Below are 26,952 nucleotides of genomic sequence, written 5' to 3' on the forward strand. Positions count from 1 at the left end.
ACTTGATTCTTGTTATTTGATCGCCAAAGCATCTAAAAACCGTAAAGGGCTAGATGCCTGCGCCATCCAACCCCTGTCCGGCCACCCGGGTGGCCTGGCTGCTGCGCCCCGGCATGGTTTCGCCCAGGTAGTCCAGAAACCGCCGCACAGCGGGCGACAGCCCCCGGCGCGAAGGAAACACCGCATGCACGATGCCGCGCGGTGGCGCCCAGTCGGGCAGCAGGTGCACCAGGCGGCCTGCGCGCAGCGCTTCGATGCACATGTAGTCGGGCAGCCAGCACATGCCGGTGCCGGCCAGGGCGGCGAACTGGAGGGTGAGCAAGTCATCGGCCACATAGCGCGGCTGGTGGTGCACCGTCTGCTCACGGCCGCCTTCGCCGACGAGGTGCAGCGTGGAGCGCCCATCCACGGCAGACATGGCAATGCTGTCCAGCCGGGCCAGGTCTTCCAGTGTGCGCGGCACGCCCTGGCGCGCCAGCAAGTCGGGGCTGGCCACCAGAATCTGCCGGGCATCGTCGAGGCGCTTGACGACCATGCTGCCGCTGTCCTCCAGCGTGGAGCGCACGCGCAGCGCCACGTCGATGCCCTCCTCCACCAGATTCACCGCGCGGTTGCTTACCAGCATTTCGACCCGCACTTCGGGATAGGTGGCCAGAAACTGCGGCATCAGTTCGGCCAGCACCGTCTGCGCCAGCGTGACGGGACAACTCACGCGGATGGTGCCGCGCGGGGTGGTCTGCACCTGGGCCACCGTGTCGGCAGCGGCCTGGGCTGACTCGCGCATGGCCTGGCAGTGGCGCAGATAGGCCTCGCCCACTTCGGTCAGCGAGAGCTTGCGTGTGGTGCGCTGCAGCAGGCGCACGCCCAGCTGGGTCTCCAACTCCGACACCCGCCGCGACAGCCGGGATTTGGGGATACCCAGGGCCCGGCCCGCCGCGGCAAAGCCACCGCGCTCCACCACTTCGGCGAAATACAGCATGTCGTTGAGGTCTTGCATGGCGCTGATTGTTCTACAAATGGGACAATCTATCGCAAATTCACCCACTTATCAACAAATCAAGATCCATCGACAATTGACACCCAGGCCACACCAAATGGCTGCCCTACAAACCTCCGGAGAACCTCATGCAACTGCTTCACATTGATTCCGCCATCACCGGTACCAACTCCGTTTCGCGCCAGTTGACCGCACAGATCGTGGCAGCCTACCAGGCCAACCACCCCGGCACCCAGGTGAGCTATCTCGACCTGGTGGCCAACGCCCCGGCCCACTTCACCATGGACGCCATGGCGCCCCGCACCGGCCAGACCGATGGCCTGAGCGAAGTGCAAAAGCGCGAGAACGCCGTGTCCGAGCAACTGGTGAGCCAATTCCTGGCGGCCGATGTGGTGGTGATTGGTGCCCCGTTCTACAACTTCAGCATTCCCACCCAGCTCAAGGCCTGGATTGACCGCATTGCCCAGCCCGGCCGCACGTTCCAGTACACCGCCAACGGCCCCGAAGGCCTGGCCAAGGGCAAGACCGTGATCATTGCCTCCACCCGTGGCGGCGTGTATTCCACCAGCGAAGGCGGTCAGGCTATGGAACACCAGGAGAGCTATCTCAAGGTTGTGCTGGGCTTCTTCGGCGTGACCGATGTGCGCTTTGTGCGCGCTGAAGGCGTGGCCATGGGCGATGACGCCAAGGCCCAGGCGTTGGCCGATGCCGCCCAGGCCATCCGCAGCCAGGCTGCCGCCAACCAAGCCCAGGCAACGCAAGCCGCCTGAGGCACAGGGCGCCGCGGGCGCCCTGCTTTTCTGTCTCACCCTCCATGAAGCCCGGCCTTGCGCCGGGCTTTCTGCGTTTGATTTTCAAATACGGCTCTAGCGCTCGTTCAATAAGCGTGAGCAGCTATTTATTCAATAGCAAAAAATTCAAGCATGCTTTTTGACCCAGGCCACGTACTGGTTCATCCAGTCCTGCAGAAACTCTCGGCTGCCCGCACCGATGCCACCATCGGCGTCGAACAGACCTTCCTTGGCATGGATGAAGGCCTCGGGCTGGCCCAACGTGGGCATGTCCAGGTAGGCCAGCACATTGCGCAGGTGCTGCTGCGCCATCGAAGTGCCAATGGCGCCCACCGATGCACCAATCACCCCCGCCGGCTTGCCAACCCAGGCGCTTTGCCCGTAGGGGCGCGAAGCGTTGTCGATGGCGTTCTTGAGGACACCTGGAATCGAGCGGTTGTATTCCGCCGTGACAAACAGCACGCCCTGCGCGGCCTTGATTTCGCCCTTGAAGCGCAGCACCGACGCAGCCTGCTGGCCATCGTCGTCCTGGTTGTAGAGCGGCAGATCATCCAGGCGCAGCTGCGTGAAGCTGAAATCCGCGGGCGCCAGTCGGGCCAGCGCCGTGGCCAGCTTGCGGTTGAATGAATCCTTGCGAAGACTGCCGACGACGACGGCAATTTTGTACTGGCTCATGAAAACCTCCTGAGGGCGAAAACACCCGGCAAAGCACCGGAAGGCCATGGTACCGTTTCAGGGCACCCCATGCCAGCGGCGAACCATGACATTCACACCGCCTGCCAACCCAATGGGATGGAGCATGAAAAAAACTGCTGGCGCTTGATTGCAAAGCGCCAGCAGCTATTTTTCGAGTAGCCAAATCCCGGGGTTCATGCCGACCGAGATCGCAGTGAGCCGTGGGAGAAAAATCCCACCGGTCCCAGCGGCTGAATCACTTCGGCAATGCCTGCGGGGGGCCTCACGCCCTTGCGTGAACCCGGCAGGTATTCCTCTGGAGGATTACCCCCTCAGGCCCCCGCTATGGAAGAAGCAGTGCGTGCCTTGGCCAGCGTCATGGCGGTGTCTTCAATCATGTCTTCCTGTCCACCCACCATGCCGCGGCGGCCCATTTCCACCAGGATGTCGCGTGCGGGCACACCGTATTTCTGCTCGGCGCGCTTGGCAAACAGCAGGAATGAGCCATAGACGCCGGCATAACCCAGCGTGAGTGCGTCGCGGTCGATGCGGATCGGGAAATCCATGATCGGCACCACCAGGTCTTCCGCCACGTCCTGAATCTTGTACACATCCACCCCGGTGGTAAGCCCCATCAGGTCCATGACCGACACCAGCACCTCCATGGGTGTGTTGCCCGCCCCTGCCCCCAGACCGGCAGCAGCGGCGTCAATGCGGTTCGCACCCACTTCGATCGCGGCCAGGGAATTGGCCACACCCATCGCCAGGTTGTGATGGCCGTGGAAACCCAGTTCGGTCTCGGGCTTGAGCGCCTGCCGCACGGCCGTGAGTTTTTCTTTCACATCCTTGGGCAGCATGTGGCCCGCGGAGTCCGTGACGTAGATGCAGTTGGCGCCATAGCCCTGCATCAACAGCGCCTGGCTCACCAGTTTTTCTGCGCTGGCCATGTGCGCCATCATCAGGAAACCCACGGTGTCCATCCCCAGTGTGCGGGCCTTGCTGATGTGCTGTTCGGACACGTCGGCTTCGGTGCAATGGGTGGCCACACGAATGGTGTTGACACCCAGGTCTTTGGCCATCAACAGGTGGTCGACGGTGCCAATGCCCGGCAGCAACAGAGCGGACACCTTGGCCTGTTTCATGAGCGGGATCACCGTACCCAGGTATTCCTCGTCGGTGTGCGCAGGAAAACCGTAGTTCACGGAAGATCCGCCCAGGCCGTCCCCGTGCGTGACTTCAATCAGGGGGATGCCCGCCGCATCCAGTCCGCACGCGATGGTTTTCATCTGCTCCAGCGACATCAGGTGGCGCTTGGGGTGCATGCCATCACGCAGGGTCATGTCATGCAGGGTGATCTTTTTGCCTTGTGTTGTCATGATGAGGTTCTTCTATCGGTTCAGGCTGCTGTGGCTTTGAGCGTGAGCCGCCCAGCAATGATTTCTTCGGCAAACATCTCTGCGGTGCGCGCGGCGGCGGCCGTCATGATGTCAAGGTTGCCGGCGTATTTGGGCAGGTAGTCACCCAGGCCTTCGACCTCCAGAAACACCGAGACGCGGTTGCCGTCAAACACCGGCCCGTTGACCAGCTTGTAGCCAGGCACATACTTTTGAACTTCCTTGATCATCGCGTGGATCGACTCGGTGATCTTGGCCTGGTCGGGTTCGGTCTCGGTCAGGCAGTGCACGGTGTCACGCATGATGAGTGGCGGCTCGGCCGGATTCAAAATGATGATGGCCTTGCCTTTTTTGGCACCCCCCACTTTTTCCACCGCGGTCGCTGTGGTGCGCGTGAATTCATCGATGTTCTTGCGCGTGCCTGGGCCGGCTGACTTGCTCGACACCGTTGCCACGATTTCGCCATACGCCACCGGCTGCACGCGTGACACGGCGGCCACCATGGGAATGGTGGCCTGGCCACCGCAGGTGACCATGTTGACATTCATCTCGCCCTTGCCCACATGCTCGGCCAGATTGACCGGTGGCACGCAAAAAGGGCCGATGGCGGCGGGTGTCAGGTCGATCATCAAAGCGCCCTGGGCATTCACCTTGCGGCTGTTTTCAGCGTGCACGTAGGCGCTGGTGGCGTCAAAGACGATCTGCACACCGTCGGCCTGCATGTGCGGCACCAAGCCATCCACGCCCTCGGCGGTGGTTTGGATGCCCAGTTCGCGGGCGCGTTTGAGGCCGTCGGATTCAGGGTCGATGCCGACCATCCAGACCGGTTCCAGCACCGGGCTGCGTTGCAGTTTGGCCAGCAGGTCGGTGCCAATGTTACCGGGCCCGATCAGGGCGCATTTGATTTTGGTAGTCATGATTGAGCTTGCTTTCACAAAATTGCACGTCGAATTTGAAGTAGCGGCCTGAATTACATACCCATGAGTTTGGGAAGGAACAGCGACAGCGACGGCATATAGGTCACCAGCATGAGCACGATAAACATCGCGATCAAGAATGGAATACTTCCCTTGGATACGGCTTCCAGCGTCGAACCACCGACTCTGGCCCCCACAAACAGATTGACCCCGACAGGTGGTGTGACCAAGCCAATGGCCAGATTCACAATCATCACAATGCCAAAGTGCACCGGATCCACGCCCACGGCCATTACCACCGGCAGCAGGATTGGCGTCAAAATGATGATGGCAGCCAGGGTTTCCATGAACATGCCGACAAACAGCAACAGCACGTTGATCAGCATCAAAATGAGCATGGGGCTGCTGGTCAGTTGCACGATGAATTCGGCAATCAGGACCGGAATGCGCTCGATGGCCAGCACCCGGCCAAAGATGGTGGCGGTACCCACGATGATCATGACGGAGGCCGAAGTCAGTGCCGAACCGGCAATGATCCGGTACAAGTCCTTGAACTTGAGTTCCTTGTAAACAAAGACGCCCACAATAAAACCGTAGATGACACCCACGGCAGCAGCCTCGGTCGGCGTGAAAATACCGCCGTAAATACCCCCCAGGATAATCACCGGCACCAGCAACGCCCACTTGGCATCATTGATGGTTGCCATGATTTCCTTGGCCGAGTATTTTCTGTCGGCACCGCGGTAGTGGTTCTTTTTCGATTTGTAGTACGCCACCACAATCAGAGCAAGACCAATCAGTAGACCGGGAATGACACCGGCCAGAAACATGGCGCTGATCGATACGTTGGAAGACGTCGCGTAGATCACCATCGGAATACTGGGCGGGATAATGATGCCCATGCAGCCGGCCGAAGCCACCAGGCCAATCGAGAAGCCTTTGGGATAACCGTCGCGCGCCATGGCGGGCAGCAAGATCGAGCCGACAGCTGCCACGGTGGCGGGTCCCGAGCCGGAAATGGCCGCAAAAAACATGCAGGTCACGACGGCAATGATGGCCAGGCCGCCCGTGAAACGGCCAAAAAAGACATTGCCCACATTGAGCAGGCGCTTGGACAGACCGCCATGGCCCATCAGATCACCCGCCAGAATGAAGAACGGCACCGCCATCAGGGGAAACGAGTCGATCGAGGTGACCAGCCCTTGCGCGATGTAGCTGCTGCTCACCTTGCCGCTGTACAGCAGTGCCCCGGTAGCAGCCAGTCCCAGGGAGATGGCGATGGGTACGCTTGTCAGCAGCAAGGCAAGAAAAAGCCCAAACAGCAAAAAGGAAATCATGCGGGATCTCCCTTGCGGATCATTTGCACTTCTTCAACCATCTTTTGAAGGATTCGAAAAACCACCAAACCAAAACCTACCGTAGGTGCCATATAGACATAACCCATGGGCAGGCCCAAGGCAGACGACTCCTGGCCAAAACTGAAGATTTTTTCAGTCAGGGCGTAGCCCTCTTTCATGACCAGCGCCGCAAAGACGATGAACATGAAATATGAAAAAAGGTTCACGTAGCGCCGGGTCGATACCGGCAACAGGTTCGTGACGGCATCGACGCGAATATGGGCACCCACCTTAACGGCGTAACTCACGCCGATATAGGTAGCCCAGATAAAGCAATAACGGGCCAATTCCTCTGACCATGTCAGAGACTCCCCCACCACATACCGCATGACGATCTGCACACCAATGAGCACGGACATGAGTGACAGCAGAAACACCAAAAGAACCTCTTCAAGATTCTTGTCAATTATTTTGAACATCTGATTTCCTTGGCGCACGGTGGGTTGCGGCAGCATTGCTGCACCAACCCACCTGACCACTTAGAGGGGGAAAGTCAATTACTTCTTGTTGACTTCCGCGAGGATCTTGTCAACGATTTCAGGACCCACCTTCTTCTTCACTTGGTCGTAGATAGGGCCCATCTTGTCCGCGAACTTCGCAAACTCTTGCGGCGTCAGGGTGGTGAAGGTTACCTTGGGCATGGCGGCTTCTGCCTTGGCATCGGCTTTCTGGGCCAGATCACGCTGGTACACCTTGGCATTGCTGAATGCCGTGGCGAAAATTTTCTTGTCTTCTTCGCTGAAGCGTTTGTACACATTGGGGTTCATCAGCACGACAAACGGCGAATAAACGTGATTTGTTTTGGTGATGAACTTTTGGACTTCCTGAAACTTCATGTCGTAGAACAGATTGATCGGGCCTTCTTGTGCATCAAAGGTCCCCTGTTGCAACGCAGTGAAAAGCTCGCCAAAAGCCAGTGGTGCAGGGTTCGAACCGATGGCTTTCCAGGCGGCAATGTGCACCTCGTTTTCCATGGTGCGCATCTTCATGCCCTTCAGGTCATCGGGGCTCTTGATCAATTTTTTACTGTTCGTCAGTTGGCGAAAGCCGTTTTCCCAGTAACCGACGCCCTGGATGCCGACCTTGTTCAAGCTGTCGAGCAGGCCTTGGCCGATGGCACCGTCCAGCACGCGATAAACGCCGGGACGATCCTTGAACATGAAGGGAATGTCCAGCGCAAAGAATTGCTTGTTGAAATTGCCCAGCAAGGCAGAAGAAACAAACGCCATGTCAACGTTGCCCAGCTGGATGCTTTCAACCAGTTCGCGTTCGCTGCCCAACTGCGCATTGGGAAAAATCTCCATGCTGACGCGACCCTTGGTCTTTTCTTTCAGCTCCTTGCCCAGAAACTCCAAAGCGAGATGGCCTGTGTTGCTGGCCGTTGCTGCATGCCCCACCTTGAGCACAATATTTTCAGCCGCGACCACCGGGCTGGAGATTCCAAAAGAGAAGGCGCAAAGGCCGAGCATCATGGCAACGCGGCGTGACAGCAGTTGGGGTGCTTTGAAAATCATGTCGATTTTTTCCAGAGGAAGTAAGGGGTTGAGGAGTCTCGTCAACTCGGGATCTGCAGCCGCGGATTCTAGGGGGCAGCTTAGAATTGTGTCAATTTTTAGAATTGACTTTCAACATGTGCAAATTTAGAACGAGAAAGCTGCATTCATGACCTCCCCTCTGACCCTCTCCTGCAACCCGACGCCCCCTGACATCGCGCTCGCCGTGGTGGCCGCTTTGCGGCAGGAACTGGGAGATGCCGATGTCCTGACCGGCGACCAGATCGGCGTGAAATACCTGAACGACTGGAGCGATGAAAGCGGTGGCACGCCGCTGGCGTTGGTGCGACCGCGCAATACGCAGCAAGTCGCGCAGGTTTTGCGTATCTGCCACGCCCATGGCCAAGCCGTGACGCCCCAAGGCGGCCTCACGGGCCTGGCCGGCGGCGCGGTGCCCAGCCACGGCAGCGTGATCTTGTCCCTGGAACGAATGAGCGGCATTACCGCCATCGACACCGGCTCGGCAACCATGACCGTTCTGGCAGGAACCCCGCTGCAAGTCATTCAGGAGGCGGCACAGCAAGCAGGTTTTCTCTACGCCCTGGACCTGGGGTCACGCGGCTCTTGCCAGATTGGCGGCAATCTTTCCACCAATGCCGGCGGCAATCGCGTGATCCGCTACGGCATGGCGCGGGAACTGGTGCTGGGCCTGGAGGTCGTGCTGGCAGATGGCACGGTGCTGTCGATGTTGAACCAGATGGTCAAGAACAATGCGGGTCCTGACCTCAAGCACCTGTTCATCGGCAGTGAGGGCACTCTGGGTGTCATTACCCAGGCTGTGCTGCGGCTGCATCCGGGAGTCTCCGGCGCCAACACGGCCTTGGTTGCCCTGACCGGTTTTGATGCGGTGGTGCAATTCCTGCGCCATGCCCGGCAAGCGCTGTCGGGCCAGGTCAGCGCTTTTGAGGTCATGTGGCCTGATTTTTACCGCACCGCCACGTCCGTTCCAGGCGTCAGGACACCGCTGCCCACCCACCATCCGGTGTATGTGCTGCTGGACATGCAAGGGGCCACTCCCGAAAGCGAGGCGGGGCGTTTTCAGGCCATGCTGGAAGAAGCCATGGCGCAAGGGTGGGTCGTGGATGCAGCCATTGCGCAATCGCACGCCGAGACCCAGGATTTCTGGGCGCTGCGCGATTCCGTGTCAGAGATGCTGAAAATCAACGCCCCGACCATCAATTTCGATCTGTCGGTGCCGATTTCCACCATTGGAAACTGCGTTGAACAACTTATGGAGGTCATGGCGACGCGTTTTCCCCACCTGAAAGTCGTCTTTTTTGGACATGTGGGGGACGGCAACATCCACGCAGTGGTGGGTCCGATTCCTGCGGATGGCACCACCGAACACCAGGTGGAAGAAGCGTTCTATGCCATTGTTCGCGACTTCTGCGGATCCGTTTCGGCCGAGCATGGCATTGGCCTGCACAAGAAAAAGTGGCTGGGCCACAGCCGTAGTCCGCAAGAGATTGCGCTGATGAAAGTCTTGAAAAACGCCATGGACCCAGGAAACATCCTCAATCCAGGAAAAATCCTGTAAGCCAGAGACCCGGCGGCGCGTCCTGCGGCCACGCCACCGCAGGTCGTTTCATGCATGCATTCCCAGTTCGGCGCTGATTTGCGCGGCCACCTGTTTGACAACAGGAATCAGCATCTGCATGCGCTCAGGGTCCATGTATTCCAGGGTACTGGAGACACTGATGGCCGCCACGATTTTTCGACTGCCATCACGCACTGGGGCTGCGACGCACCGGATGGCCTGCTCGTCCTCACCAGAATCAAAGGAATAATCGCCTTGCGCATAGCCGCGCATCAAATCCAGCCATTCGGATTGCGCCATTTTTTTGCGCAAAAGGTGCGCATTGCGGTTGTGCAACGCCACCCACTCGCTCTCGCTCCAATCCAGGATCAGCGCCTTGCCCACGCCTGTGCTGATCAGCGGTTTGCGTCCGCCGATTCTCGAACTGATTTCCACGGAGCGCCGGCTGAAGATCTTGTCAAGATAGACCACGGAGTCGCCCTCGATACGGGCGAGATGCACAGTATCCAGTGTGTCAAGGGCCAGTTTTTCCAGGAACGGATGGGCGGCGTGCATGAGCGTCGTCTGATGGAAAGCCTGAAAGCCCAGCTCCAGCACCTTGCGGCCCAGGGTGTAGCCCTTGGTCTTGTCGTGCTTGAGGTAACTGCGCTGGACCAATACCGACACAATCCGGTGCGCCGTGCCGTAGGTGATGCCCGTTTTGTGCGCGATATCGGAAATGCTCAACGGGCCGTCCGACACCGCCTCGATCACATCCAAGCCCCGTACCAGGGTCTGGCTGGTCAGCGCTTTTTTGACATCTTCTTTTTCTGTGGTGTTCATTGATCTGTCTGACCGCATTGGCCGGCTTCGGCGTGACTCAGGCCGGGTCATCCCCATGGCCTTGGAGGCATCCAAATCACTGTCCCGGTGATTCTATTTTTTCCCGAACTTTTGCGTCCTTGTGCAACTGCGCCATTGTGCCAAGAGGGCGGCCCCGCATTGGTACATGAGGGAATCAACCGACAAAAATTTCAGCATACGGGAGCGTCCGGGTGACAGCCTGCAAGGCAGCACATGGAGGCACGGCCTGGCGCGGTGTCGCAGCCGGCATCTCTGGGGCCCACCCTCACGGGTAACCACGGTATCGCAAAAAAGCTGCTGGCGCTTGATTGCAAAGCGCCAGCAGCTTTTTTGAGGAGCAACAATCAGAACCCGGGCAGCACCGACCCCTTGAACTCCACTTCGATGAACTTGCGGATCTCCTCGGATTGGTAGGCCTTGAGCAGCTTGGGCACCCAGGGTTTGTTCTTGTCGGCTTCGCGCACGGCGATCAGGTTCACATACGGACTCTTGGCGCTTTCCAGGGCGATGGCGTCGGTCTTGGGGTTCAGGCCGGCCGAGATCGCAAAGTTGGTGTTGACGGCCGATGCGTCCAGATCGTCCAGCGAGCGCGGCAGCTGGGCAGCGTCCAGTTCGACAAACTTGAGCTTTCGGGGGTTGCTCACCACATCAAGCGGCGTGGCCTTGAGGCCGGCACCCTCCTTGAGCTTGATCAGGCCCTTGTCCTGCAGCAGCAGGAGCGCACGGCCGCCGTTGGTGGGGTCGTTGGGCAGGCCAAAACGCGCACCGTCCTTCAGCTCGCTCAGGCCCTTGACCTTCTTCGAGTACAGGCCCATGGGGAAGTTGACGGTATAGCCCACGGAGACGATCTTGTAGCCCCGGTCTTTCACCTGGGCATCGAGGTACGGCTTGTGCTGGTAGGCGTTGGCGTCCAGGTCGCCCGCGGCCAGGGCGGCGTTGGGTTGCACGTAGTCGCTGAACTCGATCACCTGGATTTTCAGGCCGTCTTTCTCGGCCACTTTCTTGACCTGCTCGAAGATCTGGGCGTGCGGGCCGGCCGTCACGCCGATCTTGAGCGGCTTGTCCTGCGCCAGCGCGCCCGTGGAGAAACCGGCGGCCAGGGCCAGAGCGAGGGTGGATTGCAGCAGGGAGCGCTTGTTCACGGAAACACCTTTCGTTAAGAGATTCTTCGCATCTTAGGGTTGACCCTATAAAACGCAAACAACCGTTTCTTTATTTCATTAGCTCAATACTGCATAACGAGCAGCCCATCACCCATCACCCACGCAGCGCCACGTTGTTGAGTTTGTCCAGCCGCTCGGGCCAGGTGGCATCGGTGGCGGACTGCAGCAGGATGCGCGTCCAGGCCACCCAGGCGTCCCACTGCACGCGCTTGTCCCACGCATTGCCCCAGGCGCTGAAGCACTGCAGCGCACTCTGGGCGGCGTGCTTGGCGTCGTCACACCGGCCCGCCGATAGATACAGCTGCGCCAGCACCATCTGCGGCTCGCCCACCCAGGGGTTGTGGCGCACGGCCTGCTCCAGCACGGCGGTGGCCACGTCCACATCCACCAGCGGCTGGTCTTGCTGGATCACCGACCAATACAACGACACAGCCGCCGCCTCGGCCGCCACCGACAGGTGCTGCGTGCAACCGGCAAACACCGGCGGCACGGGCAGCAGCCCCACGAGGCCCGGGTGCTGCAGCGCCTGCCCCAGGGCTGCGATCTGGTGCAGCATGCGCCCCGTGGGCCGCATGGGCCCGGGCCACAGCGATGCCGCCCAGTGCACGGCCTGCGGGCGGTGCTGCACGTTGGGAAAGCGCGAGTAGATATCGTCCTGCCAGCTGAACCATTGCTCGATGGTGTCGGCCATGCTCACGACAATGAAGGCGGCCACCTCGTAGGGCGTGAGCACATGGCGCTGCCCGTCCTTGTCGAGCGCCAGGCTGCCATCGGCCTGCAGCCCGCCGCCCAGCACGCGCTGCACGAACTGCGTGCGCGACTGCGTGCAAAACAGGTACACGAGGTGCTCGGCCGGCTCGCCCACCAGATCGCGCAGGCGGGCGCGCTCGCTGGCCGGGTCGAACTTGACCAGGTCCACAAAGGCATTGCCGTACACGCTGTGCAGCAACCCCAGCAGGCGCACATCACGCGGCTGCTGCCACAGCGTGAGCGAGCGCGCCACGCCCACCAGATGGTGGCGGAAGGTGCCCGCCTTGTGCCAGTCCTGCCCCACATGGCGGGCCAGCACGGTGGGCAGCACCGGGGCCAGGTCGGGGTCGTGGGAAATCCACCCGTCATCCAGCAGCGCCTGGGCGCGGGTCAAAAGCTGCGGGTCCAGGGGGTGCAAGCGCAGGGTCATGGCGTGTTGTCTCCGTCGGTCGGTCGATGAAGCGCACAGTATCGGTGCTTGGCGCCCCCGACGCTGCCAGCGCCTCGGCCAGAAAGCCCACAAAAGTCTGCACCCGGGTAGAGAACTGGTGCCGCTGGGGATAAACCGCAAAAATATCGGCCGCCGGGGTGTGGTACTGCGCCAGCACGGGCTCCAGCAGGCCCTGCGCCAGGTGGCGGTTCACATCCCAATCGGCACGCATCACGATGCCATGGCCCTGCAAGGCCCACAGCACGGCGATCTCGCCGTCGTTGGTGGTCAGGTTGCCAGTGATCTTGATCGATTCGGTGTGCGCCTTGCTGCCGCGCCCGGTGGTCAGGCGCCACAGGCCGTAGGCCTCGTCGCCCTGGCGGATGCCGATGCACTGGTGCGCCATCAGATCGCGCGGCACGCGGGGCCTGCCATGGCGGTCCAGGTAGACAGGCGCGGCGCACAACACGCGCCGGTTGGGCGCGATGCGGCGGGCAATCACGCGGCCGTCGGGCGGCTCGCCAAAGCGCACGCACAGGTCGTAGGCATCGTCGGTGATGGGCGGCGGGTGCACCGACAGCTGCAGCTGCACATCCACCTCGGGGTACTGGCGCACAAAATCCGAAATCACCGGAGCGACATGCATGCGGCCAAAGCCCAGGGTGGCATTCACCCGCAGCAGGCCCTTGGGGCTGGCCTTGGACTGGGCGATGAGTTCGTCCAGCGCATCGATCTCGCGCAGGATGCGGCGCGCGTGCTCCAGCAGCAGTTCGCCCTCGGGTGTGAGGCCCATGCGCCGGGTGGTGCGGTTGATGAGCACCACGCCCAGGCGGCGTTCCATCTGCGCCAGGTGTTTGCTGACCGCCGCCGTGGAGATGCCCATTTCGCGCCCCGCAGCACTCAGGCTGGGACTGGCGGCCAGCGCCGAAAAGAAACCCAGTTCTGCGGGCTGGATGGTGGAGCTCATCGAATCTTTCTTAACCTCAGGTTAACGATGGATTCACTCTAGCGCCGTTCCGAAGACGCGTCCATGCCTAAAGTTCTTCTCACTGTTCGGCTTCACCGCTTTTTTTCCACGGTCCGCCAGCCCAGCACGGCTTTCCTCAACCTTTCCCCCAAGACATCCGCATGAAAACCTACCAAATCGCCACCATCCCCGGAGACGGCATCGGCAAGGAAGTCATTCCCGCTGGCCAGCTCGTGCTGCAGGCCCTGTCGGCCAACCACCCGCACCTGCGCTTTGACTTCGAGAATTTCGGCTGGGGCGGCGACTGGTACCGCGCCCACGGCGTGATGATGTCGGCCGATGGGCTGGACGCCCTGCGCGGCAAGGACGCCATCCTGTTCGGCTCGGCCGGCGACCCCGACATCCCCGACCACATCACCCTGTGGGGCCTGCGCCTGAAGATCTGCCAGGGCTTCGATCAGTACGCCAACGTGCGGCCCACGCGCATCCTGCCGGGCATTGATGCGCCCCTGAAGCGCTGCGGCCCCCATGATCTGGACTGGGTCATCGTGCGCGAAAACTCCGAGGGTGAATACTCGGGCGTGGGCGGCCGCGTGCACCAGGGCCACCCCATCGAGGCGGCCACCGATGTCTCCATCATGACCCGCGTGGGCGTGGAGCGCATCCTGCGCTACGCCTTCCGCCTGGCGCAGTCGCGCCCCCGCAAGCTGCTCACCGTCATCACCAAGAGCAACGCGCAACGCCATGCGATGGTGATGTGGGACGAGATTGCCGCGCAGGTGTCTGCCGAGTTCCCCGGCGTGAAGTGGGACAAGGAACTGGTGGACGCCGCGACGGCCCGCATGGTCAACCGCCCCGCCACACTGGACACCATCGTCGCCACCAACCTGCACGCCGACATCCTCTCGGACCTGGCCGCCGCGCTGGCCGGCAGCCTGGGCATTGCCCCCACCGGCAACATCGACCCCGAGCGCCGCTACCCCAGCATGTTCGAGCCCATCCACGGCTCGGCGTTCGACATCATGGGCAAGGGCCTGGCCAACCCGATTGGCACCTTCTGGTCGGTGGTGATGCTGCTGGAGCACCTGGGCGAGGCTGATGCGGCCCGCGCCGTGATGCAGGCCATCGAACAGGTGACCGCCAACCCCGCCCTGCACACCCGCGACCTGGGCGGCACCGCCACCACGGCCCAGGTGACCGACGCCGTGTGTGCACTGGTCAGCAGCGCACCCGTGCGCCAGGCCGCCTGATACGGGTTTGCATTCCACCGGACAACCAGACGGGAAGCCGCCGAAAGTGCTGCAGCACGGCAAGGCAAACCCAGGACGTTATACGGTGGAAGGCCAATCCACCGGAGCCTGCAGACAGAACAACAAGGTCGCAAAGACCGTCCGCACCGCCACCCACACCTCGGAGACACACATGAACCACACCACCCTGCGCCCCGGCGCCATCGCCCAGCCCGTGCGCCGCCACCACCTGATGACCCTGGCCGTTGCTGCTGCAGCGGCAGCGGTCTGCCTGCTGCCCGGCACCGCCGCCCACGCCCAGGCCTGGCCCGCCAAACCGGTCACCATCGTGGTGCCATTTGCAGCCGGCGGCACCACGGATGTACTGGCCCGCGCGCTGGGCGAGAAATTGGCCACCGCCCTGGGCCAGCCGGTGATCGTGGAAAACCGGGGCGGCGCGGGCGCCACCATTGGCGCCGACTATGTGGCCAAGGCCCCTGCCGACGGCTACACGCTGCTGATGGGCGCGGTGCACCACACCATTGCCACCAGCGTGTACAAGAAGCTCGGCTACGACTTTCAAAAGAGCTTTGCACCCATCACCACCGTGGCCCTGGTGCCCAACGTGCTGACGGTCAGCGCCACCACACCTGCCAAGGATGTGAAGGAACTGGTGGCCCTGGTGAAGACCACGCCGGACAGGTTTTCGTATGGCTCCAATGGCGCGGGCACCGCGCAGCACCTGATCGGCACGCAGTTCTCCACCGCCATTGGCCACCCGCTGCTGCATGTGCCCTACAAGGGCAGCGGCCCGCTGACCACCGACCTGCTCGGCGGACAGGTGTCGATGTCGTTCGACACCGTGACGCCCGTGCTGCCGCACATCAAGGCCGGAAAGCTGCGCGCGCTGGCCGTGACCACGGCCAAGCAGTCGTCTTCGCTGCCCGACGTGCCCACGCTGCAGGAAAGCGGTTTTGCGGGCTTTGACATCGGCACCTGGTTCGGTGTGCTGGCCCCCGCACGCACGCCTGCCGACATCGTGGCAAAGCTGAACACCGAGATGGTCAAGGTGATCCAGTCGCCCGACTTCAAGAAGCGCATGCAGGACATCGGCGCCGAGCCCATCGGCAACACATCCGCACAAATGGCCGAGCAGATAGCGGCCGACACCGCACGTTTTGCCAAACTGGTCGCAGAGAACAAGATATCGACCGAGTGATCCCGCCCGACGGGGTGAGGCCTCTCCAGAGAACCCAGGCAGTCCACTGCGGTTGTCGGCCTCGGGCGGGCCCGCACCTGCCGGCATCACTCCATCAAGGCCACCGATTTCATCTGCACCCACAGCATGCGCCCCGGCGCGACACCCAGCGACGCGGCCGACCGCTTGGTCAGCCGGGCCAGCAGCATGGCGTCACCCACGCGCACACGCACCAGCGCAAGGCCGGGGTGCTGGTCGTCTCCCACGGCGTCGACACAGCCGCGCAGCACGTTCTGGATGCTGCTGCTTCCCGGCTCTTGCGCCAGGCTCACGTCCCGCGCCAGCACCCGCACCCGAACGCGGCGCCCCACGGGCAGACCCTGGTCGCGCACCCACAGGCTGCCCCCCGAAAAATCCACGCGCGCCAGATGCCATTCATGATCGAGCTCGCCCACCGTGGCATCCAGCACCGCGCCAGCGTCTTCCCCCAGCGTGATGGGCAGATCGATGCGGGCCAGCGTTTGCGCCAGCGGCCCGCTGGCCACGACCCGGCCGCCGTCCATCACCACCAGGGTGTCGGCCAGCCGCGCCACTTCATGGGGTGAGTGGCTGACATACAGCACGGGGATGTCCAGCTCGTCGCGCAAGCGCTCCAGGAAGGGCAGGATTTCCTGCTTGCGCTGCAGGTCCAGCGCGGCCAGCGGTTCGTCCATCAGCAGCAGGCGCGGGTTGACGGCCAATGCCCGCGCAATGCCGGCCCGCTGGCGCTCGCCCCCGGACAAGGTGTCGGGCTTGCGATCGAGAAGATGGCCGATACCCAGCAGGGCAATGGCCTGATCGAAGCCCGCCTGCTGCGTGCCCTGGCTGCGCTTCATCCCGTAGCGCAGGTTGCCCATCACCGTCAGATGGGCAAACAGGCTGGCCTCCTGGAACACATAGCCAATGGGACGCTGGTGTGCAGGAACCCAGCGGCCAGCGTCTTGCCACACATCACCGCCCACCACCAGGCGCCCTTGCGGGGCGCGCTCCAGCCCGGCAATGCAGCGCAGCACGCTCGTCTTGCCCGAGCCAGACGGGCCGAACAGCGCAGTCACGCCGCGCACCGGCAAGCCCAGGTCCACGTCAAGACAAAAGCCCGGCCACTCGCGCCGAAAACGCGCCTGGATGCCTGCCATGTCAGCCACCCCTCTTGGGTTGCGGGCGCCAGGCATACAGGGCCAGCAGCACCACAAACGAGAACACCAGCATCACCGCCGACAGCCGGTGCGCCTGCACATATTCCAGCGCTTCCACATGGTCGTAGATTTGCACCGAGGCCACGCGGGTGACGCCGGGCAGGTTGCCGCCAATCATCAGCACCACACCGAACTCGCCCACGGTGTGGGCGAAAGTCAGCACCGAGGCCGTCAGAAAACCCGGCGCCGCCAACGGCACGGCCACGGTAAAGAAGGCATCGAGCGGCGAGGCGCGCAGCGTGGCGGCCACTTCGAGCGGCCGGTCGCCCACCGCCTCGAAAGCCGTTTGCAGTGGCTGCACCATGAAAGGCAGGGAATAGAACACCGAGGCAATGACCAGGCCGCCGAAAGTGAAAGGCAGTGGGCCCAGGTTCAATGCCTGGGTGAGTTGCCCCACCAAGCCGCTGGGCCCCATCGCCAGCAGCAGGTAAAAGCCCAGCACCGAGGGCGGCAAGACCAGGGGCAAGGCCACCACGGCGCCGATCGGTCCCTTCCAGCGCGACGGGGTGCGTGCCAGCCACCAGGCGATGGGTGTCCCGAGCAGCAGCAGGATCAGGGTGACCAGGCCCGCCAGGCGCACGGTCAGCCAGAGGGCTTGCAGGTCACCGTCCGTCAGCATGGTGTTGCCTCCCACGAATCACATGGTGCCCCGGCGATGCAGCCCAAGCCATGACCAATGCCTGCATGTACGCCGGCACCCTACTTGCTGGCGGTTTCGCCGGGCAGGACGAAACCATACCGGGTCATCACGGCGCGGGCGGCCTTGCTGCCCATGTAATCAGCGAACTGCTGGGCGAGCGCGTTGTTCTCTGCCCGCCGGGTGATGATGAACCCCTGCTCCAGCGGCGCATGCAGATCGTCCGGAATGAGCCAGTAACCGCCCTTTCTGGCCAGTTCGGGGCTGACCGCCAGGGCCAACGCGATGATGCCCACCTGCGCATTGCCGGTCTGCACAAACTGCGCAGTGTGGGCGATGTTCTCGCCATAGACCAGTTTGGGTTCGACCTTGTCCCACAGGCCCGAAGCCCGCAGCGCTTCTTCGGCGCGCTTGCCATAGGGTGCATGCCGGGGGTTGGCGATGGCGACGCGGGCGATTTTGGCGCCGGTCAGGCTGGCCAGCGTCATCTGGCGGGCGTCCATGCCGGCACTCCACAGCACGATGCGGCCCAGGGCGTAGGGCTTGGCCTCGGAGGCGGCGAATCCGGCCTTGGCCAGCGCGCGCGGAAAGGCGATGTCCGCCGAAAAGTACAGGTCGTAGGGCGCGCCCTGTTGGATCTGGGCGTGGAACTTGCCCGACGAGCCGTAGATGACATCCACCTGGTCGGCGCTGTGGGCCTGATGGAAGGTGGTGACGATCTCGTCCATGGCGAACTTCAGATCAGCCGCAGCCGCCACGGTGATTTTCCCGGCATGGGCCGAGACGGCACACAGCATGGCGCTGACAAACAGCAAGGGGCGAAAAAAAAGCATGGCCGCAAGCATACGGCACGCATCCGGACCCGCCCATTGCCGCCACCCCACACGGACCTGTTGATGCGATCCGGTCAATTTTCAATGGAATAATGCTCTAGCGCCTATGCAGCAAGCATCATAAGCTATTTTATTTATAGCAATCAGCGATGACTCAGGCGCCTCACCGCCCAGTCGCCCAGGCTCTGAATGGCCTGCACAAAGAAGATCAGCACCACCACCACGGCCAGCATGATGTCGGGCAAAAAGCGCTGGTAGCCATAACGGATACCCAGGTCGCCCAGGCCGCCGCCGCCAATGGCACCGGCCATGGCCGAGTAGCCGGTCAGGCTCACAAAGCTGATGGTCAGGCCGGCCACGATGCCGGGCAGGGCCTCGGGCAGCAGTACCTTCCAGACGATCTGGCCGGTGGTCGCCCCCATCGACTGGGCGGCCTCGACCAGACCGTTGTCCACTTCGCGCAGCGCGGTTTCCACCAGGCGGGCAACGAACGGCGCGGCCGCCAGCGTGAGCGGCACCACGGCAGCCGCCGTGCCGATGGACGAGCCCGTGATCAGCCGCGTGAACGGGATGATCGCCACCAGCAAGATGATGAACGGCGTGGAGCGCACAGCGTTCACGATCCAGCCCACGGTCTTGTTGAGCGGGCTGTTTTCGAGCACACCACCCCGGTCCGTGAGGCGCAGAAACACCCCCAGCGGAATGCCGATCAGGCCGCCCACCACGCCCGAGATGCCCACCATCACGATGGTTTCCCACAGCGAGGTGGCAAACAGCTCCAGCATCATTTCTGAAAAATTCTCGAACATCGCTCAACCTTCCGTTGTCACTTCTTGCACCACCACGCCTTCGCCGCGCAGCTGCGCAATGGCGGTCTGCAGCCGGGCGCCGTCTCCGCTGGCATACACAGCCAGCGAGCCGAAGGTCTGGTCCTGGATCTCGTCGATCTGCCCATGCAGGATGGACAGGTCCAGCCCGTGCTCGCGGATCAGGCGCGACAGGATGGGCTGGTAGGCCCGCTCGCCCGAATACGACAGGCGCAGCAACTGGCCCACACTGCCCTGCAGCTGGCCCGACAGGTGGCGCACATGGTCGAGCACGCTGGCGGGCAGCTCCTGCGGCACGATCTCATCGATCAGGCTCTTGGTGATGGACTGTTGCGGGCGCGTGAACACGTCGATCACGGGGCCCTGCTCCACGATGCGCCCGGCATCGATCACCGCCACGCGGTCGGCCACCTGCTTGATGACCTGCATCTGGTGCGTGATCAGCACCACCGTGAGACCTAGCTCTTTATTGACCTGGCGCAGCAGCGCCAGGATGGAACGCGTGGTTTCGGGGTCGAGCGCGGACGTGGCCTCGTCGCTCAGCAGCACCTTGGGCCGGCTGGCCAGCGCGCGCGCAATGCCTACGCGTTGCTTTTGTCCACCCGAAATCTGCGCGGGGTAGCGGTCGGCCAGTGCCGACAAGCCCACGAGATCAAGCAGCGGATTCACCCGCGCACGGATGGCCGCCCTGTCCATGCCCGCCAGCTCCAAGGGCAGCGCGGCGTTGTCGAACACCGTGCGCGACGACAGCAGGTTGAAGTGCTGGAACACCATGCCGATGTCGCGGCGCGCGGCGCGCAGATCGGCGTCCTTGAGTTGCGTGAGATCGCGGCCTGCCACGATCACCTCGCCCCGGGTGGGCCGGTTGAGCAGGTTGATCACCCGCACCAGAGAGCTTTTGCCCGCACCACTGCGGCCGATGATGCCGAACACTTCGCCCGGCGTGATGTGCAGGTCGATGCCACGCAGGGCCTCGACCGGGCCTTGTGGGCCCGGATAAATCTGGGTGATACCCCGTAAATCGATCATGAAATGACATTGCGCCGCGAAGGCCTGGAGCCACCGCAGCGCAAAAAGTTGGAGGGAGGCTGAACTGTAATCAGAAAATATAAACCATCAAAATATCAAAAAATAAAGTAATAAGACCCTCTGGTTATTTGGCCAACGCGGCGCCGTCATCGGCGCACATCCAGGAAGACTCCGGCGGGGGTGGGACCCCTCACGCCGGCCGGTGGCGGGCCTGCAGTTCGCGCGCAACCAACGCGCCGAGGGCCAGCACCCCCAGCGCGGGACCGGTGAACACCGCTGCCAGCCAACCCCGGTCCACGCTGGCCGCCACCACCAGCACGCCCATGGATTGCCCCAGAAACAACAGGCAGGCAAACAGCGTGACGGCAGTGCCCCGCGCCTGCGGCGCCATCTGCGTTGCTTGCGTCTGCAAAGTGTTGTGCCGCATGTAAAAGCCCAGCCCCGCCAGGAAGCAGCCCAGCACGGCCCAGGCCACCACGGGTACCCACGCCAGCAACAGCAGGCCGCTGGCAATTGACCTGCCCCCTTCCAGCCGTGCCAGCATGAATTGGCCCTGGAAGAAGAACATTAGTCTGCGCAATTGTCTGATTCCCCCAGGCGACTTAAAGCAGTTGCTGTCAATCAGGGACATGCCGTGTATTCCCGTTTCTAACACGCCCGTACCCGTGTGCTAGCAGGGCGAATTATCGCTAATCAAAAGAATGACAATTTGTCAATAAGTAGTTACGAATGAGCACGATGCCAGCACCTTGGATAAGCTGATTTAGAGAAACCGCGCCATGAAAGGTGCAACGCAGCTTTTGCCCAACGCGTTTATCACGCTCGGCCCGGCGCCCTGAGCACCGGACCTGGACGATGCAGGTATCGAGGTAGCGATGAGCGTACCCCTGCACCTGGGACCACAGACCGATTCACAACCGAAGAGGAGACAATCTGATGGACGACCGAACCCTTGCTGCAACTGCCAACACCGAGCGCATGCGCAGCCTCCGAAGACGCTTTTTGATCAATGGCACAGCAGCCGTCGTTGGTGTCGCAGGTACCGCGCGCGCGGCGGCGCCGCTGGGCGCGGTTGAACGCGAGGTGCCTGCCGACGCGACCAAGACCCAGGGCTATCCGCTGGAGGACTCAAGCTATGGCTCACGCTCTCAGTTTGAGACCGAGGTCCGCACGCGCTTCAAGACCGCGACGCCTGCGTCGTCGTGGACAATGACACCGCTGCAGAACAGTATCGGCATCATCACGCCTTCGGGTCTTCACTTCGAGCGCAGTCACGGCGGAACTGCGGTGATCGATCCGGCCAAGCACATGCTGTACGTGCACGGCATGGTCAAGCAGCCGCGAAAGTTCACGATGGCCGACATCCGCCGGTTCCCGTCGCTGTCGCGCATCATGTTCATCGAGTGCTCGGGGAACGGCCTGACCGAATGGTCCAAGCCAACAATGAAGACTGTGCAGGGCACGCATGGTCTCACCTCATGTTCCGAATGGACTGGAGTGCCTCTGGCCACGGTACTGCGTGAAGCGGGTCTGCGCACCAATGCCAAATGGCTACTTGCCGAAGGCGGCGACGCCTCGGTAATGACCCGCAGCATCCCCATGGCCAAAGCACTGAAGGACTGTCTGGTGGCTTACGGCCAGAACGGAGAAGCGCTTCGACCCGAGCAGGGCTATCCACTTCGGTTGATCGTGCCGGGCTACGAAGGAAACACCCACATCAAGTGGCTGCGCCGCATCGAGGTCTCCGATACGCCCTTCATGACGCGCGAGGAGACCTCCAAATACACAGATCTGATGCCCGATGGCAAGGCGGTGCAGTTTTCGTTCGAGATGGATGCCAAGTCCGTCATCACCTCGCCGTCCGGTGAGATGCAGCTTGACGGGCCTGGTTTTCTGGAAATCACTGGATTGGCATGGTCCGGTCGCGGAGCCATCAGGAAGGTAGAGGTTTCGACCGACGGCGGCGCGACCTGGAAGACGGCAGCGCTGCAGGGCCCTGTTCTGCCCATTTGCCACACGCGTTTTCGACTTCCTTGGCGCTGGGATGGCAAGGCGGCCATCCTGCAAAGTCGCTGCACTGACGACACGGGCTACGTGCAACCCACACTCGGGCAGCTGATTGCCGCGCGGGGCGGCGCACTGAATGGTCCGATCGGCTCCATCTATCACTTGAATGCCATCCAGAGCTGGCAGGTCGCGAATGACGGAAAGGTCTCCAATGTCCACCACTATTGAGCGCGGAGTTCGTTTCGCCGCTTTCTGTCTGTTCACCAGTTCGTGCTTCGCGGCGGGTAACACCGCCGCCGAGGGGTTCGGCATCGGCAGCCTGGCGACCGCCGACGAATTGAAGACCTTTGTCTCGCCGCTGCCCGATGGGCGCGGTCTGCCACTCGGATCAGGTTCAGTCATGCAGGGAAAAGCGATCTATGAGGCACAGTGCGTGGCCTGCCATGGCGACAAGTTACAGGGTGGCATCGGAGACAAGCTCATCGGTGGTCGCGGCAGCCTGGTAAACAGCGACGCCAAGAAGGCGCCCGTGAAGACAATCGAAAGTTACTGGCCCTATGCAACTACGCTGTTCGACTATGTCAAGCGTGCAATGCCTCTGTACACACCAGGCAGTCTGAGCAATGACGAGGTTTATGCCATCTCGGCCTACATCCTCTCGGAGGCGAAGATCGTCGGCCCCGATGCCACGCTCGATGCCAGCACGCTACCCCAGGTGCAGATGCCGAACCGAAATGGCTTCGTTGCGGATCACCGGCCTGAAAGATTCGTACCCGCTTCCAAGGCACCGCACTCGAAATGAGCACGCGAGGGAGTTCGCATTAGGGGGCGAGCCATCCCCCCCTCCAGTTTGCAGCGCCCTGCCCTCGGCCGGGCGTGTCCGATTTTTTGTGTAAACGGGTCGGACTTCAGTTGACAGAGATGCGGTCTGCGAACTGAATGGTAAAGTGGGTCAGCGCAGCTTTCCAATTGCGGATAGGCATGATCCACTTCTGGCTGATGTTGCGCAGGGCCAGATAAAACAGCTTGGTCAGCGCCTCGTCACTTGGGAACGAACCCCGGTTCTTCGTCAGCTTCCTCAAGCCCATGTTCACCGACTCGATGGCATTGGTGGTGTAGATGACCTTGCGGATTTCAGGCGGGTAGTCAAAGAACGGGGTCAAGCGGCTCCAGTTCCTGCGCCAGGACTGGCCAATGGGCAGGTACTCGGCATCCCACTTGGCCTCGAACTCACCCAGGCGCAGCTCGGCCTCCTCGGCGGTGGCCGATTGGTAGATGCGCCTCAAATCGGTGGCCACCTCTTTCCTGCGTTTTCCACGACACGTAGTTCAGGCTGTGGCGCACCATGTGCACGACGCACAGCTGCACCACCGCCTTGGGGAGCACGGCCTCGATGGCCTCGGGAAAGCCCTTGAGCCCATCGACACAGGCGATGAAGATGTCCTGCACGCCCCGGTTGCGCAATTCGGTCACCACCTGCAGCCAGAACTTGGCACCCTCTGTCTGGGCCAGCCACAGGCCCAGCACCTCCTTCTCCCCGTTCATGGTGATGCCGATGGCCAGGTACACCGCCTTGACGCGCACTGCGCCCTCGCGCACCTTCACATGGATACAGTCCAGGTAAACGATGGGATAGATGGCTTCGAGCGGCCGTGCCTGCCAGGCTTTGACCTCGTCGGCCACCGCATCGGTCACCGATGAAATCAAGCTGGGCGAGACCTCGGTGCCATACATCTCCTGCAGGTGACTTTGAATCTCGCGCACCGTCATGCCGCGGGCGTACAGCGAGATGATCTTGTCGTCGAAGCCGCTCCAGCGAGCCTGGTGCTTGGGGATGAGCTGTGGCTCGAAGCTGCCGTGGCGGTCACGCGGAACCTCGATAGGCAGTTCGCCGAACTCGCCCTTGAGGGTCTTCCTGCTCTTGCCGTTGCGGGTGTTGCCGCTGGCGTTGGCGACGGCTTCGTGGCGCTCGTGGCCCAGGTGCTCGGTTAGCTCGGCGTCCAGCGCTTTCTCGACCAGCAGCTTTGTCAGTTGCTTGAGCAGGCCGTTCTCACCAATCAGGTCTTCAGGCTTCTTGTAGTTGGCCAGCAAGCCGGCCAGTAGTTCTTCGGGGACGTCGTGTTTCTTGGGGGCCATGGTGTTTGCGGACATGCGGGCTTGCGCCCGCGTGGAATTGTCCGTTTACACAAAATTCTGCACACCCTCCGAGCAGGATGCCCGTTCGGTCGCCGCCGCGTTGGGCAAGACGCTCGACCTGCGCTTCGAGCCGGCGCCACGCGCCCGGATCAGCGGCGTGGCCACCGAACTCGCCAGCGCCTTCTCCAACCTCGTAAGCAACGCGGTGCGCTACACGCCCGACGGCGGAAGCGTCGCGGTGCGCGCCCAGCTGGCCGAAGAAGGGCGGCTGGAATTCTCGGTGCGCGACACCGGGCCGGGCATCGCGCCGGAGCATATTCCCAGGCTCACCGAACGCTTTTACCGGGTCGACCGAAGCCGCTCGCGCGAGACCGGCGGCACCGGCCTCGGCCTGGCCATCGTCAAGCACGTGGCCCAGCGCCACGGCGGCGAGCTGAAGATCGAGAGCCGGCCGGGCGCGGGGTCCACGTTTTCGATCGAGCTGCCCGCGGCGCGGGTGCGGTCCGAGGAGCCCGCCGACGCGCTCCAGGGATAATCGCGACCAGCCGGGCACCGCCCGGAAAAAAGCTAGGGGTGTCGGCGCCAGCGCCGACTGAGAAATACCCTTTGAACCTGAACTGGGTCGTGCCAGCGGAGGGAAGCGATGCGCAGCCTGCGCCTTCCGCCAGCCGACCCGCTTGCCAGAAGGATGTCCGGATGGGCCACAACCCGATCGATGCCGCCGCCGCGTGGGCCGACCTGCAGGCGGTGCGCGAGCGAGCGCCGCTGGTGCACAGCATCACCAACTTCGTGGTGATGAACTACAACGCCAACGCCCTGCTGGCAGTGGGCGCCTCGCCCGTCATGGCGCATGCCCAGGAAGAGGTGGCGGACATGGTCGGCATCGCGCAGGCGCTGGTGCTCAACATCGGCACCCTCGAGCCGGACTGGATCCGGGCGATGAAGACCGCATTGCTGGCCGGCCGCGCCCGCGGCATCCCGGTGGTGCTGGACCCGGTGGGCGCCGGCGCCACGCCGTATCGCAACGCCGCGCTGGCCGAGCTGATGGGCGCGGGCGCGCCGAACATCGTGCGCGGTAACGGTTCCGAGATCATGAGCGTGGCCGGCCTGGCGGCGAAGACGCGGGGCGTCGACAGCGGCGCGTCGTCGAGCGAGGCGGTGGACGCCGCCAAGGCGCTGGCGTGCGACATCGGCGGCGTGGTGTGCGTGAGCGGCGCCGAAGACCATGTGGTGGACGCGTCGGGCCGCTGGGCCATGCTCTCGAACGGCCATCCCTGGATGACGCGCGTGACCGGCGTGGGCTGTTCCGCCAGCGCCCTGGTGGGTGCGTTCGCCGCCGTGCAGCCCGATGCCTGGCGCGCCACGGTGTCGGCGATGGCCTGCCTCGGCGTCGTCGGCGAACTGGCCGTCGAGCGCACCCAGGCCGCCGGCGCGGGCGTGGGGCGGCTGCAGATCGAACTGCTCGACGGCCTACAACTGCTCGAGCGCGAGGCCTTCGCGTCCCGGCTCAAGCTGGCGCTGCGCGCCTGATCGCGCCGTGGAATTCCGGATCGACGTCCTGCGCCTGTGCCTGGTCACCGACAGCGCGCTGTGCGGCGAGCGCGGCGTGCTCGCGGTCGTCGAGGCCGCCGCGCGCGGGGACGTGAGCTGCGTCCAGCTGCGCGAAAAGGCACTGGACACCCGGGCCTTCGTCGAACGGGCGCGCGCGCTGAAGGCGTTGCTCGCGCCGCGCGGCGTGCCGCTGATCATCAACGACCGCGTCGACGTGGCGCTGGCCTGCGGCGCCGACGGCGTGCACGTCGGCCGGAGCGACATGCCGCCGCAGGACGTGCGCCGGCTCATGCCGCGGGCGCTCATCGGCCTGTCGATCGAGGCGCTGACGCAACTGCCCGCCGCCGAACTCGCGCCAGTCGATTACTACGGGATCAGCCCGGTGTTCGCGACCGGGACCAAGGCGGATGCCGCGCCGGCCCTGGGACTCGATGGCCTGCGCGAGATCCGCGCGCGCACCGCGCGAGCGCTGGTCGCGATCGGCGGCATTCACGCGGGCAACGCCGCCGCCGTCATGGCCGCGGGCGCCGACGGCGTGGCCGTCGTGAGCGCGCTGTGCGCGGCGACGGACCCGGCCGCCGCGGCGCGGCTGTTGCGCGACAGCATGCGCGGCGCCGGCACCTGACGCGACCGCGGCGACTCGTACTGCGCCGCGATCCCGCCGCGCCCGATTGCCGCGCCGCCGCTGTCGAGCACGCGCTCCAGCTCCGCCGCCATGGCCTCATCCATCCGGCGCAACATGGCCAGCTCGGACTTCCACTGCGCGACCGACGCCCGATACTTAGGATTTATCCGTAAATTAAGTAAACTCCAAACCTGAGCCGACCTTCACTCGGCGCAGGACAGACAGATGGCC

General features: G+C 62.9%; 25 protein-coding genes, 2 pseudogenes and 1 riboswitch. Of the genes and pseudogenes, 9 read left to right on the plus strand and 18 right to left on the minus strand.

From position 1 onward, the window contains the following. Positions 1–49: 49 nt before the first annotated feature. Entirely contained in the window at positions 50–997 is a 948-nt protein-coding gene (locus AC1Q5S_RS17860) for a LysR family transcriptional regulator (protein ID WP_303836126.1), read from the minus strand. 128 nt (positions 998–1,125) lie between these two features. On the opposite strand from AC1Q5S_RS17860, the gene AC1Q5S_RS17865 reads away from it, so the two are divergent. After that, on the plus strand, positions 1,126–1,767 hold the full coding sequence (locus tag AC1Q5S_RS17865; RefSeq protein WP_303836124.1) for an FMN-dependent NADH-azoreductase: 642 nt from the start codon (positions 1,126–1,128) through the stop codon (positions 1,765–1,767). A gap of 147 nt (positions 1,768–1,914) precedes the next feature. On the opposite strand, the gene AC1Q5S_RS17870 is transcribed toward AC1Q5S_RS17865, so the two are convergent. The 6 genes from AC1Q5S_RS17870 to AC1Q5S_RS17895 form a co-directional block, all read right to left on the minus strand. Beyond that, positions 1,915–2,463, minus strand: coding sequence for an NADPH-dependent FMN reductase (locus AC1Q5S_RS17870; protein WP_492239137.1), 549 nt, complete (start codon positions 2,461–2,463; stop codon positions 1,915–1,917). 332 nt (positions 2,464–2,795) lie between these two features. Beyond that, positions 2,796–3,839, minus strand: a complete 1,044-nt coding sequence (gene dmpG / locus AC1Q5S_RS17875; protein WP_303836121.1) for a 4-hydroxy-2-oxovalerate aldolase — start codon at positions 3,837–3,839, stop codon at positions 2,796–2,798. 20 nt (positions 3,840–3,859) lie between these two features. Further along, positions 3,860–4,774, minus strand: coding sequence for an acetaldehyde dehydrogenase (acetylating) (locus AC1Q5S_RS17880; RefSeq protein WP_303836119.1), 915 nt, complete (start codon positions 4,772–4,774; stop codon positions 3,860–3,862). Positions 4,775–4,827: 53 nt separating this feature from the next. Further along, a complete protein-coding gene (locus tag AC1Q5S_RS17885) occupies positions 4,828–6,111 on the minus strand; it encodes a TRAP transporter large permease (RefSeq protein ID WP_303836117.1) in 1,284 nt (427 codons plus the stop codon). Continuing rightward, positions 6,108–6,626, minus strand: a complete 519-nt coding sequence (locus AC1Q5S_RS17890) for a TRAP transporter small permease (RefSeq protein WP_303836115.1) — start codon at positions 6,624–6,626, stop codon at positions 6,108–6,110. The genes AC1Q5S_RS17885 and AC1Q5S_RS17890 overlap by 4 nt, the downstream gene beginning before the upstream one ends. Positions 6,627–6,668: 42 nt before the next feature. Further along, positions 6,669–7,685, minus strand: a complete 1,017-nt coding sequence (locus AC1Q5S_RS17895) for a TRAP transporter substrate-binding protein (RefSeq protein ID WP_303836113.1) — start codon at positions 7,683–7,685, stop codon at positions 6,669–6,671. A 148-nt stretch (positions 7,686–7,833) separates the two neighbouring features. Between AC1Q5S_RS17895 and AC1Q5S_RS17900 the strand changes: the two genes are divergently transcribed. Then, positions 7,834–9,261 (plus strand): FAD-binding oxidoreductase, encoded by a 1,428-nt coding sequence (locus AC1Q5S_RS17900; RefSeq protein WP_303836111.1) that lies wholly within the window; start codon positions 7,834–7,836, stop codon positions 9,259–9,261. 48 nt (positions 9,262–9,309) lie between these two features. On the opposite strand, the gene AC1Q5S_RS17905 is transcribed toward AC1Q5S_RS17900, so the two are convergent. From AC1Q5S_RS17905 to AC1Q5S_RS17920, 4 genes are all read right to left on the minus strand, one after another. Continuing rightward, positions 9,310–10,083 carry an IclR family transcriptional regulator gene (locus tag AC1Q5S_RS17905; protein ID WP_303836109.1) on the minus strand — a complete coding sequence of 258 codons (774 nt, stop codon included), beginning with the start codon at positions 10,081–10,083 and terminating at the stop codon, positions 9,310–9,312. 365 nt (positions 10,084–10,448) lie between these two features. Continuing rightward, complete coding sequence (locus AC1Q5S_RS17910) at positions 10,449–11,246, minus strand: MetQ/NlpA family ABC transporter substrate-binding protein (RefSeq protein ID WP_303836107.1); 798 nt, start codon at positions 11,244–11,246, stop codon at positions 10,449–10,451. A gap of 115 nt (positions 11,247–11,361) precedes the next feature. Beyond that, on the minus strand, positions 11,362–12,447 hold the full coding sequence (locus tag AC1Q5S_RS17915) for a DUF6817 domain-containing protein (RefSeq protein WP_303836105.1): 1,086 nt from the start codon (positions 12,445–12,447) through the stop codon (positions 11,362–11,364). Next, on the minus strand, positions 12,383–13,414 hold the full coding sequence (locus AC1Q5S_RS17920) for a LysR family transcriptional regulator (RefSeq protein WP_303836103.1): 1,032 nt from the start codon (positions 13,412–13,414) through the stop codon (positions 12,383–12,385). The genes AC1Q5S_RS17915 and AC1Q5S_RS17920 overlap by 65 nt, the downstream gene beginning before the upstream one ends. Before the next feature lie 161 nt (positions 13,415–13,575). Here AC1Q5S_RS17920 and AC1Q5S_RS17925 point away from each other — a divergent pair, with 161 nt between their 5' ends. Together AC1Q5S_RS17925 and AC1Q5S_RS17930 are read left to right on the plus strand one after the other, a co-directional pair. Next, on the plus strand, positions 13,576–14,664 hold the full coding sequence (locus tag AC1Q5S_RS17925) for a tartrate dehydrogenase (protein WP_492239138.1): 1,089 nt from the start codon (positions 13,576–13,578) through the stop codon (positions 14,662–14,664). Positions 14,665–14,896: 232 nt separating this feature from the next. After that, positions 14,897–15,862, plus strand: coding sequence for a Bug family tripartite tricarboxylate transporter substrate binding protein (locus AC1Q5S_RS17930; RefSeq protein WP_303837296.1), 966 nt, complete (start codon positions 14,897–14,899; stop codon positions 15,860–15,862). An 86-nt stretch (positions 15,863–15,948) separates the two neighbouring features. Here AC1Q5S_RS17930 and modC read toward each other — a convergent pair whose 3' ends face one another. The 6 genes from modC to AC1Q5S_RS17960 form a co-directional block, all read right to left on the minus strand. Beyond that, the gene (gene modC / locus AC1Q5S_RS17935) at positions 15,949–17,016 is read right to left on the minus strand and encodes a molybdenum ABC transporter ATP-binding protein (protein ID WP_303837280.1); all 1,068 of its coding nucleotides are present in this window, start codon (positions 17,014–17,016) and stop codon (positions 15,949–15,951) included. A gap of 1 nt (position 17,017) precedes the next feature. Next, the gene (modB, locus tag AC1Q5S_RS17940) at positions 17,018–17,695 is read right to left on the minus strand and encodes a molybdate ABC transporter permease subunit (protein WP_092700576.1); all 678 of its coding nucleotides are present in this window, start codon (positions 17,693–17,695) and stop codon (positions 17,018–17,020) included. Positions 17,696–17,775: 80 nt separating this feature from the next. Then, on the minus strand, positions 17,776–18,546 hold the full coding sequence (modA, locus tag AC1Q5S_RS17945; protein ID WP_492239139.1) for a molybdate ABC transporter substrate-binding protein: 771 nt from the start codon (positions 18,544–18,546) through the stop codon (positions 17,776–17,778). A gap of 143 nt (positions 18,547–18,689) precedes the next feature. Further along, positions 18,690–19,355, minus strand: a complete 666-nt coding sequence (locus AC1Q5S_RS17950) for a methionine ABC transporter permease (protein WP_092700573.1) — start codon at positions 19,353–19,355, stop codon at positions 18,690–18,692. A gap of 3 nt (positions 19,356–19,358) precedes the next feature. Further along, the gene (locus AC1Q5S_RS17955; protein WP_422206110.1) at positions 19,359–20,402 is read right to left on the minus strand and encodes a methionine ABC transporter ATP-binding protein; all 1,044 of its coding nucleotides are present in this window, start codon (positions 20,400–20,402) and stop codon (positions 19,359–19,361) included. A gap of 190 nt (positions 20,403–20,592) precedes the next feature. Beyond that, a complete protein-coding gene (locus AC1Q5S_RS17960) occupies positions 20,593–21,033 on the minus strand; it encodes an MFS transporter (protein WP_422206112.1) in 441 nt (146 codons plus the stop codon). 305 nt (positions 21,034–21,338) lie between these two features. Between AC1Q5S_RS17960 and soxC the strand changes: the two genes are divergently transcribed. Both soxC and AC1Q5S_RS17970 read left to right on the plus strand, forming a co-directional pair. After that, positions 21,339–22,637: a sulfite dehydrogenase gene (gene soxC, locus AC1Q5S_RS17965; protein ID WP_422206114.1), complete on the plus strand. Its 1,299-nt coding sequence runs from the start codon at positions 21,339–21,341 to the stop codon at positions 22,635–22,637. Further along, positions 22,621–23,211, plus strand: a complete 591-nt coding sequence (locus AC1Q5S_RS17970) for a c-type cytochrome (protein ID WP_303837289.1) — start codon at positions 22,621–22,623, stop codon at positions 23,209–23,211. Before soxC ends, AC1Q5S_RS17970 begins: the two co-directional genes overlap by 17 nt. Before the next feature lie 106 nt (positions 23,212–23,317). Here the strand turns inward: AC1Q5S_RS17970 and AC1Q5S_RS17975 are convergent. Next, positions 23,318–24,545 (minus strand): annotated as a pseudogene (locus AC1Q5S_RS17975) (IS256 family transposase). A gap of 118 nt (positions 24,546–24,663) precedes the next feature. Here AC1Q5S_RS17975 and AC1Q5S_RS17980 point away from each other — a divergent pair. The 3 genes and pseudogenes from AC1Q5S_RS17980 to thiE all read left to right on the plus strand — a co-directional run. Beyond that, positions 24,664–25,080 (plus strand): annotated as a pseudogene (locus AC1Q5S_RS17980) (ATP-binding protein); the annotation flags it as partial. Positions 25,081–25,104: 24 nt separating this feature from the next. Further along, positions 25,105–25,201, plus strand: a riboswitch (TPP riboswitch). A 40-nt stretch (positions 25,202–25,241) separates the two neighbouring features. Then, complete coding sequence (gene thiM, locus AC1Q5S_RS17985; protein WP_303837293.1) at positions 25,242–26,075, plus strand: hydroxyethylthiazole kinase; 834 nt, start codon at positions 25,242–25,244, stop codon at positions 26,073–26,075. Between the two features lie 7 nt (positions 26,076–26,082). Further along, positions 26,083–26,721 carry a thiamine phosphate synthase gene (thiE, locus tag AC1Q5S_RS17990; RefSeq protein ID WP_492239140.1) on the plus strand — a complete coding sequence of 213 codons (639 nt, stop codon included), beginning with the start codon at positions 26,083–26,085 and terminating at the stop codon, positions 26,719–26,721. The last annotated feature ends 231 nt before the right edge of the window (positions 26,722–26,952 follow it).

The organism is Acidovorax sp. GW835-FHT14B10 (assembly GCF_058793725.1).